Below are 11,899 nucleotides of genomic sequence, written 5' to 3' on the forward strand. Positions count from 1 at the left end.
GCGGCGCTTTTGGTTTACAGGTTATCACCAAACCCGAAGGTCTCGGTGACATAGTCAATATCCTTGTCGCCCCGCCCTGACAGGTTGATCAGGATCGACTTGCCGGGGTTCTTCGGTGCTTCGCGCATTGCGAAGGCAACGGCGTGTGCGCTTTCCAGGGCAGGGATGATCCCCTCATGACGGCTGAGCGCATAGAAAGCCGCCAGAGCCTCTTTGTCGTCAGCGGAGGTATAGTTCGCTTTGCCGGTGCGATACAGATGCGCATGCTCTGGTCCGACACCGGGATAGTCCAGACCAGAGGCGACTGTGTGGACCGGTGCTGGATCACCGTTCTCGTCTTTCAGAACCATGGTGCGGAACCCATGAATATCTCCGTCTTCACCATAGGTAATCGTGGCCGCGTGATCGCCCAGCTTGGATGACGTGCCCATCGGCTCTACTCCATGCAGCGATACGTCTTCGTCGTCGATAAAGCCGGAAAACAGACCCATCGCGTTTGACCCGCCGCCGACACAGGCGGCGACCATGTCGGGTAGCCCGCCGGTCATCTCAAGGAACTGCTCACGCGATTCAATCCCGACGATGTGCTGGAAATCGCGCACGATCAGCGGGAAAGGGTGTGGACCGACAACTGATCCGATGGCGAACAGAGCGGTATCTGCCTGCCCCATATAGCTTTCAAACGCACTGTCCACAGCTTCCTTGAGCGAACGTCCACCGAAGCCGACCGGCACAACCTTGGCACCCAGAAGCTTCATGCGGGTGACGTTCGGAGCTTCCTTGGCGATGTCGATCTCGCCCATGTGAATTTCGCATTCCAGCCCGAAATAGGCCGCAGCAGTCGCCAGCGCGACGCCATGCTGACCCGCGCCGGTTTCGGCCATCAGCTTTTTCTTGCCCATGAACTTTGCCAACAGCCCCTCGCCCATGCAGTGATTCAGCTTGTGCGCACCGGTGTGGTTCAGATCTTCGCGCTTGGCATAGATCTGCGCCCCGCCAGACAGGTTCGACAGGTTCTTGAGGTAAGAGATTGGTGTCGGTCGTCCTTGGAAATGCTTGCGGATATGGCGCAGCTCGGCAATGAAATCGGCCGACTTTGAGATACGGTCATAGGCGTCGCGGATTTCCTTGAAATGCGGTTCAAGCGGCGGCGGTAACATTGCGCCGCCATAGTTTCCGAACATGCCGTCACGGGTGGGGGTGGATTTCAAGTATGATGCCATCGTGTCATTGATCCTTGCTTGCAAGTTTCAGGGGATCAGACAGGGACTTGTCTTTTGCCACAAGGTAAAAATTGCCGCAGGTCTTGATTTTGCAGCAAAAACGGCCCGCTGTTGAACGGACCGCTTATCCATGATCATGACGATTTTAGCCGGGGATGCGCAGCTTCTGACCGGGATAAATCAGGTCAGGGTCTTTCAGCATAGGCTTGTTGGCCTCAAAAATCTCTTTGTAGCGCGCGCCATTGCCCAGCGTCTTTTCCGAGATTGCCCAAAGCGTATCGCCTTTTTCCACAGTGTGGAATGTCGGCTCGCCATCCAGGTCGGCTTCAACCTCGGCGACGCCTTCGACGTTGCCAACGGCAAGAATGACCTTCTCGCGATCTTCCGCGCTCAGGTTCTCGCCGCCCTTTACTGTCACCTTCTCGCCGTCCAGCTTGATGTCCAATTTGGATGTGTCGATACCCAAATCAGCCACTTCCTTGTTCAGACTGTCAGCAGATGCTGTTTCATCACCGCCACCAAACAGCGATTTTCCCGCGCCCTTCACAAAACTCCAAAGACCCATGATTTCCTCCGTTACAAAAACATACGACCGGCGACATCCTGCGGGAAATCAGCGCAGATGCCTAGGGGGAATACAAAGGTAAACTTTTCCTTTGACCAATTTACGATTGAGCTTAGTCTCGTTGTCGAATTGGGCTTCGGCCCGTTGGTAAAATTATGGGAGACCAAAATGGGTAAACGTGACGAACTGATTGCAAAGTATGCGGATGATCTGAAATCGAAATGCGGTATGACGCCGGATATGGACCTGCTGACCAAAGTGACCATCGGTTGCGGCCCTGCGATTTACAATGCCGATGCGTCTACCGTTGCGGCTGGACAGGACAGCGAGCTTGAGACCGTGAAAGACAATTTCCTGGTCAAGAAGCTGGGTCTTGCCGATGGCCCGCAACTGATGGAAGCAATCAATGCCGTCATCGACACCTATGGTCGTAGCGAGCGTAACAAGTATCGGGCCGTTGTGTATTACATGCTGGTCAAGCACTTCGGCAAGGAATCCGTCTACGGCTAAGCTGTTCGCGACGTGATGCAAGGGCGCTGCCATTTCGGCGGCGCCTTTTTTAGTGATGCGTTAAGATGTTGATTTTGAATAGTATTGTAAGCAAAGCAAGCTTGCCTCGCGGCGCGCTGGCCGCTACTGTCAAATCGAAGGCTAGGATGGCCGGACCCGAATTTCAAAGACGCTTGTGGTGCTGGGGAGCACGTGGGGTGGAAAGGAGGGGCCGAGACGTCAGCCCCTCCTTTCTCTTTTTTCAGAACACTAGAACAGGACAAGCACCAGCCCGATCACCGCACAACCGCCCGCGGCATAACCGCCGTCGATCCAGATCAGGCTTTTGTTGCGATCGCCGAACATCACATTGTTCACGATCCAGGGTGCCACCACGAACAGGCCCAACCCAAGTCCCGTGGTCAAGCCTTCGCCAACTGTATCAATGCCAGCCATGACAAAGATGTGCCGCATCATTCCAGCGACCACGAGCGCGCTGACGAACGCGACGATGAAAGGCAAGGGTGACTTGTCGACGGGCTTCCCGTTTTCATCGACTGCGATACCAGTCGCTTTCACCCATTGCTTGGCAAGTGCCATATACCAAACCGCGCCAAACGCGTAGCCCGCGATGGCCGAGATTAAGACCTGCAACATGAACAATCCTCCTGTGCGCGCTTTAACGCTTACAGTATGGACCCAAACCTAGGGGTTGTCGCCGGAAAGCTCTAAAACGATATCCCATTCTTCCTTCGTCACGGGCTGAACTGACAGCCGGGTGTTGTTGACCAGCACCATATCTGCAAGACGCGGATCGTCCTTGCACATGGCCAGCGTCACCGGGTTTTTCAGCGGTCGCACGGCCTTGATGTCCACGCAATCCCAGCGGTCATCGTCGGTGGTGCTGTCGGGATGGCTTTCAGCAATCACCTCGACAATGCCAACGATCTCTTTCTCTTTTTGTGAATGATAGAAGAAGCCCAGATCGCCGACTTTCATATCGCGCATATGGTTACGGGCCTGATAGTTGCGCACACCGTCCCATTCTTCGCCGGCGTCACCCCTTGCGACCTGCTGGTCCCAGCTCCAGGTCGAGACTTCGGATTTGAAAAGCCAATATGACATCAGCCCACCACCTTGTTCCACTGTTCAATTCGGACGTTCGAGAACAGGCCCGCCTTGGCATAGGGGTCCCCGTCGGCCCAGGCTTGCGCCGCGTCACGGTCTGCAACGTCAAGGATCACGAGCGATCCGCACATCGCCCCGTCTGCGTTCAGAAATGGCCCGGCCTGGGCCACGACGCCGGTGTCCTTGATATAGGCCAGATGGGCATCGCGGTTGGCTTTGCGAATGTCGATTGCACCGGGCTTGTCGGTGAAGATAAGAGCGGTGAGCATATCATTCCTCCTTCAGGGGCCGTGTCAGCAACATGTCTGCGGCTTCGTTTACGGTCAGGTGTTTTTCCAGGACGGCCACGACCATGTCGGCGATGGGCATATCCAGCCCGATCTTTTTGGCAAGGTTAGAGACTGCTTTTGCCGTCGCCTTGCCCTCGATCGTCGTGCCTTCGGGTAACGGCTCGCCCCGGCCAAGCGCAAGACCGAAGGCATAGTTGCGCGACTTGTCGGACGAGCAGGTCAAAGCCAGATCACCAAAGCCGGACAGGCCGGACAGGGTTTCGGGGCGCGCGCCGCGCGACAGGGCAAACCGCTGCATTTCGGCAAAGCCACGGGTCATCAGGGCGGCGTGGGCACTTTCGCCAAGCCCTGCGCCGATTGTCATTCCACAGGCGATGGCGACCACGTTCTTCAGCGCACCACCGATTTCAACACCGACAAGATCGGCGCTGCGATAAGGGCGGATGTTCGGCGTCGACAATGCGGTTTGCAGCGCATGGCCATCGTCAACCGCCAGCGTCAGCGCCGTGGGAAGGCCGGCTGCGATGTCCACAGCGAAGCTTGGCCCCGACAAAATGGCGGGTGTTGCGGCAGGGCAGGCTCGGCGGATGATTTCGGCCGGTCCAAGGCCGGTGGTCAGATCAATGCCTTTGCAGCACGCGACAAGGGTTTTGCCGTCCAGAAACTTTGTGTGCTGGGTCAGAAAGCGGGCAAGAGATTGCATCGGGACGGTCAGCAAAAGGATGCTGGATTGCGCTGCGTCCGACAGGTCGCCGGTCACGGCCAGCGTTTCGGGAAAGGTGAAGCCCGGCAGGCGTCGCGTGTTCTCGCGCGCCACGTCCATATCTGCCAGATCGCGCGCCCAGAGCGTAACGGGTTGCCCCGTGCGCGCCAAAGAGATCGCCAAGGCTGTGCCGAAAGCACCTGCGCCCAAGACCGAAACCGTCATGCTTTCGCCCCCTTCTTTCCTGATCCAAGCATGGCGGGGGCATGTTGGTCCAGTGGCCATCTTGGACGGGCCTGCAAGGTCATGTCGTCGCGCTGACCGGCCCGGAAACGCTCGATCCCCGCCCAAGCGATCATTGCGGCATTATCTGTGCACAGCGCAAGTGGTGGGGCCAAGAATGTGACTTTCTCACGTTCGCAAACAGTCTCTAACGCAGCGCGAATTGTCATATTGGCGGCAACACCTCCGGCCACGGCCAGCGTTGGGGTGGCCGGTGCCAAAGTCAGGTATTCGGCCAAGGCTCGGCGTGATTTTTCGGCCAGAACATCGGCCACGGCGGCCTGGAACCCGGCACAAAGATCGACACGGTCGGCACGGCGCAACCCGCCATGTTCGGCGACCAGTCGGTCGCGTTCGCGCAGCAGGGCCGTTTTCAAGCCCGAAAAACTCATGTCGCAACCGGGGCGATCCAGAAGGGGACGTGGGAAATTGAACCGTTTGGGGTCGCCCTTGCGCGCTTCGGCTTCGACCGCGGGACCGCCGGGTTGCAGCAAACCCAAGAGCTTCGCTGTTTTGTCGAACGCTTCGCCGGGGGCGTCGTCGATGGTGCCGCCGAGCCTGCTAAACTCATCCGGTCCTTTGGCGATCAGGAACTGACAATGCCCGCCGGACACCAGCAACATCAGATAGGGGAACGCCGTCTGATCCGTCAGGCGGGGGGTCAGCGCGTGCCCTGCCAGATGGTTCACGCCAATCAGTGGCAGACCGGCTCCAGCCGCCAGACCCTTGGCGCACATGACCCCCGCCACGACCCCGCCGATCAAACCGGGTCCGGCTGTGACGGCGATCCCGTCAAGCTCGCCAAGGCGCAAACCGGCCCGTAACAGAGCCTCTTCCACGCAAATATCCAGTTTTTCGGCATGGGCGCGGGCGGCAATTTCCGGCACCACCCCACCGAAATCAGCGTGCAACTCGGTCTGCCCAGCCACGATGGACGACAAAATCTCGGGCATTTGGTCGGCGGTATGGCGCACCACCGCCGCCGCCGTGTCATCGCAGGAGCTTTCCAGCCCCAAAAGGGTTATCGTGTCTGTCATCGCGTTCTGGTCCAAGCGGGATTGGTTGCGGTGTGGCCTCTGGTCGGGGTAACACCACAGGGCAAATCAGACAATCCCGGCAGGCTTATCATGTCCACCCAAAAGACGCTGGTTCTGACCCGACCAGAGCAGAACGCCAACCAGTTGGTCACTCAGATCAAGGAGTCCTTGGGTCGAGATGTGCCAGTTGTCCGCTCACCGATTATGAAAATTTCTCCGACGGGGTTTTGGCCGGACCTGACGGGCGTTGATCTGGTGATCGCGACGTCTGCACACGCCATTCATGGCCCGCTAGATGGCAAACCGGTTTTTTGTGTCGGCGTGCGCACCGCAGATGCGGCGACACTAGCGGGCGGAGATGTGCGCCACTGTGCGTTGGATGCGGCGTCACTGCTTGTGTGGATGGAAACTCAGCCCGATCCGGGCACGGTGATCTATTTGCGCGGGTCGCATGTGGCGACCGACATTCCAGCGGCACTGACAAAACTGAATATCGCAGCGCGCGCCGCTTGGACCTATCGGCAGGATGACCTGCCGCTGACCGACGCCGCCCGCAAAGTGTTGGAAGGAACGAGACCGGCGATCCTTCCCCTTTATTCGCCCCGCTCAGCGCGATTGGTTGGGCAGGCGCTTGCAAAGATCGGAGAGAGCCTTCATGTCATTGCGATCAGTGACGCAGTTGCCGATGTTTGGCGCACCAAGACAGGGGGATCGTGTGATGTGGTCGCCGAACCCACCGGCGCGGCAATGGCAGATCGGATAATCACGACCCTGCGACACTGACCTTGCTTGAGCCAACCGGGGTGGCAAGCTAAGCTGAAACCACAGACGCACCGTGATTTTCTTTAAGAGATTCGAGAGGTTCCGAAATTGGCCAAATCCCGCAAACCAACCAAGGACACGCCAGAAACGGTCGAGGACGCCGTTGTCGTTGACGAACCCAAAACAGATGAACCGGAAACAGTGAACAAGGTGACTGAACCCGATGCGCCGGATCAGGCACCCGACGAGCAGGAGAAATCGGAAGGTGGTGGGCCTGATGCAGATGCAGAGGATGCAACCACGGATACAGATACGCCAGATCAGATTGCCAAGGATACGCCATCCGCTCAGGCTGCCCCCACCGCAGCCCCCGGTGGATCGACGTTTTTACCACTTCTATTGGGCGGAGCCGTTGCGGCGGCGCTGGGCTTCGGCGCGGCGCGCTATCCCGATCAATGGCCCTTTGCCAGCCAACCCGATGTGGACCCGATAGAGATTAAACTGACCGATCTGGGTGATCGTGTGTCTGGTATCGAGGAAGTGACGGCAGCGCAATCGGCCACGCTGACGGATTTGCAGGACGCCACCGGGCTGGATCAGTTGCGCGGTGAAATGACGGGTCAACTGAACCAGCTGCGCGTTCAATACGAGTCAATGTCGGAAAAGCTGACCGAACTGGAAAACCGGATCGTTACGGTCGAGAAACTGCCGCAGGGGTCCGGCATGGAAGCGGCCGCCGCCGCGGCTGCCGCCTATGAGCGCGAATTGCAGCAAATGCGTCAGATGCTGGACGCGGAACTTGAGCGTATTGGAAACGCTCAGGATCAGGCGCAGACGCTTGAGGTCAGCGCCGCCGAGGCAGCCAAAGCCGCTGCGGCACGGGCTGCGATGTCTCGTGTATTGGCGGCGCTGGAAAGCGGACAGCCCTATGGTGATGCGCTGTTTGATCTGACCGAGAATGCGGGTCTTGACGCACCGGACGCGCTGTCGGCATATGCGGAAACGGGCATCGTGACGCTGGCAACACTGCAAGCGCGGTTCCCGGAGGCGGCGCGCGATGCACTGGATGCGTCTATCCGGGCGGCGGTTGCAGATGGCCAGATGGATCGTGTGACGGCATTTTTCCGCACCCAGCTTGGTGCCCGGTCGCTTGAGCCGCAAGAAGGCGATGATCCCGATGCGATCCTGTCACGGGCCGAAGCCGCGCTGAAGGATGGCCGGATCGCGGCTGCATTAACCGAGCTTGAAGCTTTGCCCGACGCTGGCAAACCCGCGCTTGATGCTTGGATCGAACAGGCCGCCGCCCGCAAGGATGCGCTTGAGGCTGCCCAGGCCTTGGCCCAGCAAGTGAACAGTAATTAAGGACGCACCGATGCTTTGGTCTCTTTTCAAGATTATCCTTTTCGTGACTGCCATCGCTCTGCTGACGCTGGGTGCCGGGTTCCTGATGGAAACCGAGGGTGGCATTCGCATTGCCATTGGGGCGACCGAGTATAATCTGGAGCCTTTACAGGCGGTTATCGCTGCTGTGGTTCTGGTGGTGGCGATCTGGCTTGCGATCATTGTGCTTGGTCTGATCGTGGCTTTCATCCGGTTCGTGAATGGTGATGAAACCGCAATTTCACGCTATTTCGACCGGTCGCGAGAGCGCAAGGGATACGAGGCGTTGGCCGAGGGCATGATCGCGCTGGCCTCCGGTGAAGGCAGCACCGCTATGTCCAAGGCCAGTCGGGCCGAGAAATATCTGCACCGCCCCGAATTGACAAACCTTCTGACCGCGCAGGCCGCGGAAATGACCGGTGACAAGCGGAAGGCGGACGAGGTGTATCGCCGCTTGCTGAAAGATGAACGAACCCAGTTTGTCGGCGTGCGCGGCATCATGAAGCAAAAACTGGCCGAAGGGGATACCGAGACGGCGATGAAACTGGCGCAAAAGGCGTTTGCCCTAAAGCCGCGTCACACGGAAACGCAGGACGTGTTGCTGGGCCTGCAAGCCCGCCACAATGATTGGTCGGGTGCGCGCAAGACTTTAGGGGCCAAGCTGAAATATGGCGACCTGCCGCGTGATGTGCATAAGCGTCGCGATGCGGTTCTCGCGCTGTCCGAAGCCAAAGGCGTTCTGAACGAAGGCAACGACATCAAGGCGCGTGAGGCTGCAATTGAAGCCAATCGCCTGTCGCCCGATCTGGTGCCCGCCGCCGTGATGGCTGCCCGCACCTATATCGAACAGGGCAAACCACGCTATGCCAGCCGCGTTCTGGTCAAGGCGTGGAGCGCCCAGCCGCACCCAGACATCGCCGCCGCCTTCGCCGAGATTGTGCCGGATGAGACACCCGCCGATCGGCTGGTGCGGTTTCATGCGCTGACCAAGCATCGCGACGGCGATCCCGAAACGCGGATGCTTCTGACCGAGTTGAACATCGCCGCCGAGGATTATGCCGAAGCCCGCAAAGCGCTGGGCGATTTACCCGATGCCTTGCCCAGCCAGCGTGCCCTGACGCTGCTAGCCGCAATCGAACGCGGCGAAGGCGCAGATGATCAAACCGTCCGCGCTTTGCTGGCGCGTGCCGTGACGGCCCCGCGCGGTCCGCAATGGGTGTGCGAGAACTGCAACCATGTCCACGCCGCCTGGACCCCGATCTGTGATGGGTGTCAGGGCTTCGACACGTTGGCATGGAAGCCTGCGCCCGAAACCGATCACGCAATGCAAGGGGGGGCTGAGATGCTGCCGATGATTGTCGGCGCAGCGGACGCGGGTGATGACACAGCCGAACTTCTCGACCCTGATGACGGGCAAGAGGACGACGTGCTGGAGGCCGAACTGCTGGATGCGGACGCCACGCCGGATGGTGACGCGTCGAAAACCTAGCGACACGCGAGGACGGACAGGCAGCCTTGGCAATTCGATCTGCGACGATCCATCACCATTGCATGAAATTCGCTTGCACAGCACCCAACCCGCGTCTAAAACCCCGATCGCTGCTGTGTTGTTCCGGGCCGGCAGTCATCTGTGGGCCGCTGTAGCTCAGCTGGTAGAGCACGTCATTCGTAATGATGGGGTCGGGGGTTCGAGTCCCTTCAGCGGCACCATTCTTCTCTTAGAAACAAGCATTTAGTCAAAAACAAATATGACAAACTTCCGGTTACAAGGAGCTATGTCGCCTATCGACCAACATCGGCAGCAGCCTGACGAACCCAAGAAGAAAAATTGGTGGAGCCAAGCTGCTCCTTGTAGCAATAGCGGCCCGCGTAACGAGAAAGCCTTATTACGTTCGTGTCGTGCGGTTTGATCCAAGTTGCCGGAAGCGTGACAGGCTGGGTGTAGTCATCGTACTTGACCCATTTTCCATTCTTGAATTCGGCCAAGCGGATGCTGTCGCCAGCCTTGTAAACTGCCATGTAGTCTAATGGGTTCGGCCCTTCATTCGACACGTACCCCTGTTGATTGCCCATGCGATGTATCCCAACAGCCAAAAGACCGTTACCTTTGACCACCGAGCGCGCAATCTCATAACGCACCCAACGACGCTCAAATGTGTTCGATCCTACGAGCACACAGGTTACAGAAGTATTCTTGATGCCTTCTCGGATAAGGTTTTTCAGAGAGTCTGGTCCGGTCCGCTTCGATCTCTCCCAAATACTACCGTCATAAAAACCCTCAGCCTCGCGTGAATATTCGTGATTGTAGCGCCAAGATTGACGAACTTGGTTCACACGCCAAACGTCGCTTTGGTAGTGAAATGAGAAGAATACTCGCCGTTTCGTGGTCGGGATTTGCAGTGAGGTGAACAAACTATTCATCTATACTCCCCTAAAAATGAGATATGCCACGGCGCCAAGTGAGAGCAATATCGCTAAGTAAAACCAGCTCACAGACCAAGAAACCGCAAGGCGCAACGTTGAAGCTGTTTCACTCATGAACGGTACTGCATTGAGGCTGTAGGCTTCAATTTCTTCACCGCGACGTACATGGTCATAGAGATTACGATAAGCGCGCTCTAGGCGGAGGTATTGTGCATCCATCAACCAGAAGATCAGCATCGGAACTATCGCAGCTACTGCATAGTATGGGGAAGGCTGTTCTACTGTTGCCATGACTGCCACTGCGGCACTACCAAACGTTGCCGCAAGCGCCTTCAATGTGAAGGAATTCGCGCCCATGCGGGAAATGACCCCTTGCAGCATTGTCAAATGTGCAATCCGGATGCTTTCATCTTGCGTTTGGTCTGGCGCCAATAGTCTATCCCTATCTTGTATGTCCTACTCGGTTATCAACAATATGTACCACACCCAAGTACAGGAACGAAAGAGGAACTCGTTGGGCTGTTTGGATTGAAGGACCACGCATCGCTCCGCCAGAAGCTAATGCCTACATCCGGTGACATGATGATCGACAGGACATGCCCCGGCTGCATCCCGCGAAATAGCATCCAGATCACTGCGGCGTACACCAGCTCAGAACGGGAGGCATAGTTCTTTCCCGGGGGATTGCTGCCCGTCATGATGGCCTCGACCCATTCCGGCTCCGGCGGCAGAACTTCATAGAGATGATCGGGCAACCCTGCGTTTGCCGAGCAGCAAATCATGGTTCGGCTCGGAAAGACAACTTCTAACAGAAAAGTGGTGCCCCATGACGGACTCGAACCGCCGACCTTGTCCTTACGAAGGACCTGCTCTACCAGCTGAGCTAATGGGGCTACGCGACCGCCCGTTTAAACGCAACGGGCGGCCCCTTCAAGGCAGATTCAGAACGGAATCTCGTCGTCGCCATCATGCGTAGCCAAGCTGGCAAGAATCTCATCCTCAGACGGCTCGTCACTCTCTGCGTTTGCGATGAAAAACCAGTCACCACGGTCACGGTTCATCTTCCATGGGATGGCGCGAAGATTCCAAGGCACATGCAATCCGCAGATGACCTGCTCGCCCGCCTTGTTCTTGCCCACGAGTTGAACCATGTGATCCACCTCATGCGGAATGCCTGTCGCTATGTGCAGCGCCTCTTCGGCATCGTAGATTTCAAGAATCTGCTTCTTCTGCTCAACGAAGAGTTTTTCAACGAAATACGCCGATTGTGTTGAAAAAACTTCCCAACTGAGTTGGATGAGCCAATTTTGCGGGAAGATATTCTGGTGAGGCGGTGAATTCCTCTGGTTTTTGGCTAATCGTAGGTCGAGTAGGAATAATGTTTTGCATTTTGTAGGACGCAGAGCGCCACAGGGAATTTTTCAACACAATCCGCCCAATTCGATAACGTAGCAAGCCAAAGAACGGATTCAGTTTGGGTCTGCTATTGACGCTCAGATTCCTATGAAATATGTCGTCATCCTACTGGGCGGGCGTTGTGTAGTGGTAAGACCTTAGCCTTCCAAGCTAATGACGCGGGTTCGATTCCCGCCGCCCGCTCCAGACCTCTTCGTTAG

14 protein-coding genes and 3 tRNA genes are annotated in these 11,899 nt (G+C 57.4%); 6 read left to right on the top strand and 11 right to left on the bottom strand.

The features are described from left to right. Nucleotides 1–14 precede the first annotated feature (14 nt). Complete coding sequence (trpB, locus tag AC13C8_RS12745) at nt 15–1,223, bottom strand: tryptophan synthase subunit beta (RefSeq protein WP_091427719.1); 1,209 nt, start codon at nt 1,221–1,223, stop codon at nt 15–17. Nucleotides 1,224–1,368: 145 nt separating this feature from the next. Next, nucleotides 1,369–1,788 carry a peptidoglycan-binding protein LysM gene (lysM, locus tag AC13C8_RS12750; RefSeq protein WP_091427721.1) on the bottom strand — a complete coding sequence of 140 codons (420 nt, stop codon included), beginning with the start codon at nt 1,786–1,788 and terminating at the stop codon, nt 1,369–1,371. A 168-nt stretch (nt 1,789–1,956) separates the two neighbouring features. Here lysM and AC13C8_RS12755 point away from each other — a divergent pair, with 168 nt between their 5' ends. Continuing rightward, complete coding sequence (locus AC13C8_RS12755; protein ID WP_091427723.1) at nt 1,957–2,298, top strand: DUF2853 family protein; 342 nt, start codon at nt 1,957–1,959, stop codon at nt 2,296–2,298. Between the two features lie 249 nt (nt 2,299–2,547). On the opposite strand, the gene AC13C8_RS12760 is transcribed toward AC13C8_RS12755, so the two are convergent. From AC13C8_RS12760 to tsaD, 5 genes are read right to left on the bottom strand one after another with little or no spacing between them, the layout of a single operon-like run. Further along, nucleotides 2,548–2,934 (bottom strand): DUF1761 domain-containing protein, encoded by a 387-nt coding sequence (locus AC13C8_RS12760; protein WP_322787709.1) that lies wholly within the window; start codon nt 2,932–2,934, stop codon nt 2,548–2,550. Between the two features lie 48 nt (nt 2,935–2,982). Beyond that, a complete protein-coding gene (locus AC13C8_RS12765) occupies nt 2,983–3,402 on the bottom strand; it encodes an EVE domain-containing protein (protein WP_482847646.1) in 420 nt (139 codons plus the stop codon). Beyond that, nucleotides 3,402–3,674 (bottom strand): YciI family protein, encoded by a 273-nt coding sequence (locus AC13C8_RS12770; protein WP_482847648.1) that lies wholly within the window; start codon nt 3,672–3,674, stop codon nt 3,402–3,404. The genes AC13C8_RS12765 and AC13C8_RS12770 overlap by 1 nt, the downstream gene beginning before the upstream one ends. Nucleotide 3,675: 1 nt before the next feature. After that, nucleotides 3,676–4,623: an NAD(P)H-dependent glycerol-3-phosphate dehydrogenase gene (locus tag AC13C8_RS12775; RefSeq protein WP_482847649.1), complete on the bottom strand. Its 948-nt coding sequence runs from the start codon at nt 4,621–4,623 to the stop codon at nt 3,676–3,678. Then, nucleotides 4,620–5,717, bottom strand: coding sequence for a tRNA (adenosine(37)-N6)-threonylcarbamoyltransferase complex transferase subunit TsaD (gene tsaD / locus AC13C8_RS12780; RefSeq protein WP_482847651.1), 1,098 nt, complete (start codon nt 5,715–5,717; stop codon nt 4,620–4,622). Before tsaD ends, AC13C8_RS12775 begins: the two co-directional genes overlap by 4 nt. 90 nt (nt 5,718–5,807) lie before the next feature. On the opposite strand from tsaD, the gene AC13C8_RS12785 reads away from it, so the two are divergent. The 4 genes from AC13C8_RS12785 (at nt 5,808) to AC13C8_RS12800 (ending at nt 9,569) form a co-directional block, all read left to right on the top strand. Next, complete coding sequence (locus AC13C8_RS12785; RefSeq protein WP_482847652.1) at nt 5,808–6,500, top strand: uroporphyrinogen-III synthase; 693 nt, start codon at nt 5,808–5,810, stop codon at nt 6,498–6,500. 87 nt (nt 6,501–6,587) lie between these two features. Then, nucleotides 6,588–7,841 (top strand): COG4223 family protein, encoded by a 1,254-nt coding sequence (locus AC13C8_RS12790; RefSeq protein ID WP_482847654.1) that lies wholly within the window; start codon nt 6,588–6,590, stop codon nt 7,839–7,841. A 10-nt stretch (nt 7,842–7,851) separates the two neighbouring features. Then, nucleotides 7,852–9,348, top strand: a complete 1,497-nt coding sequence (locus tag AC13C8_RS12795; RefSeq protein ID WP_482847655.1) for a heme biosynthesis HemY N-terminal domain-containing protein — start codon at nt 7,852–7,854, stop codon at nt 9,346–9,348. Nucleotides 9,349–9,493: 145 nt separating this feature from the next. Then, a tRNA-Thr gene (locus AC13C8_RS12800) sits at nt 9,494–9,569 on the top strand. A gap of 72 nt (nt 9,570–9,641) precedes the next feature. Here AC13C8_RS12800 and AC13C8_RS12805 read toward each other — a convergent pair. The 4 genes from AC13C8_RS12805 to AC13C8_RS12820 all read right to left on the bottom strand — a co-directional run bounded on the left by AC13C8_RS12805 (nt 9,642) and on the right by AC13C8_RS12820 (nt 11,434). Beyond that, a complete protein-coding gene (locus AC13C8_RS12805; RefSeq protein ID WP_091427736.1) occupies nt 9,642–10,280 on the bottom strand; it encodes a TIR domain-containing protein in 639 nt (212 codons plus the stop codon). Continuing rightward, complete coding sequence (locus AC13C8_RS12810; protein ID WP_482847657.1) at nt 10,281–10,715, bottom strand: hypothetical protein; 435 nt, start codon at nt 10,713–10,715, stop codon at nt 10,281–10,283. It lies immediately after the preceding gene. A gap of 385 nt (nt 10,716–11,100) precedes the next feature. Next, a tRNA-Thr gene (locus AC13C8_RS12815) sits at nt 11,101–11,176 on the bottom strand. Nucleotides 11,177–11,224: 48 nt separating this feature from the next. Further along, complete coding sequence (locus AC13C8_RS12820) at nt 11,225–11,434, bottom strand: hypothetical protein (protein ID WP_091427741.1); 210 nt, start codon at nt 11,432–11,434, stop codon at nt 11,225–11,227. A gap of 377 nt (nt 11,435–11,811) precedes the next feature. On the opposite strand from AC13C8_RS12820, the gene AC13C8_RS12825 reads away from it, so the two are divergent. After that, a tRNA-Gly gene (locus AC13C8_RS12825) sits at nt 11,812–11,885 on the top strand. Nucleotides 11,886–11,899 lie beyond the last annotated feature (14 nt).

Source organism: Aliiroseovarius sp. B-4 (assembly GCF_056857795.1).

Coding starts and splice junctions, on each gene's coding strand:
- lysM (WP_091427721.1), bottom strand. CDS start 1,788: ATGGGTCTTTGGAGTTTTGTGAAGGGCGCGGGAAAATCGCTGTTTGGT.
- tsaD (WP_482847651.1), bottom strand. CDS start 5,717: ATGACAGACACGATAACCCTTTTGGGGCTGGAAAGCTCCTGCGATGAC.
- AC13C8_RS12805 (WP_091427736.1), bottom strand. CDS start 10,280: ATGAATAGTTTGTTCACCTCACTGCAAATCCCGACCACGAAACGGCGA.
- AC13C8_RS12820 (WP_091427741.1), bottom strand. CDS start 11,434: ATGGTTCAACTCGTGGGCAAGAACAAGGCGGGCGAGCAGGTCATCTGC.
- AC13C8_RS12785 (WP_482847652.1), top strand. CDS start 5,808: ATGTCCACCCAAAAGACGCTGGTTCTGACCCGACCAGAGCAGAACGCC.
- trpB (WP_091427719.1), bottom strand. CDS start 1,223: ATGGCATCATACTTGAAATCCACCCCCACCCGTGACGGCATGTTCGGA.
- AC13C8_RS12755 (WP_091427723.1), top strand. CDS start 1,957: ATGGGTAAACGTGACGAACTGATTGCAAAGTATGCGGATGATCTGAAA.
- AC13C8_RS12775 (WP_482847649.1), bottom strand. CDS start 4,623: ATGACGGTTTCGGTCTTGGGCGCAGGTGCTTTCGGCACAGCCTTGGCG.
- AC13C8_RS12765 (WP_482847646.1), bottom strand. CDS start 3,402: ATGTCATATTGGCTTTTCAAATCCGAAGTCTCGACCTGGAGCTGGGAC.
- AC13C8_RS12770 (WP_482847648.1), bottom strand. CDS start 3,674: ATGCTCACCGCTCTTATCTTCACCGACAAGCCCGGTGCAATCGACATT.
- AC13C8_RS12795 (WP_482847655.1), top strand. CDS start 7,852: ATGCTTTGGTCTCTTTTCAAGATTATCCTTTTCGTGACTGCCATCGCT.
- AC13C8_RS12760 (WP_322787709.1), bottom strand. CDS start 2,934: ATGTTGCAGGTCTTAATCTCGGCCATCGCGGGCTACGCGTTTGGCGCG.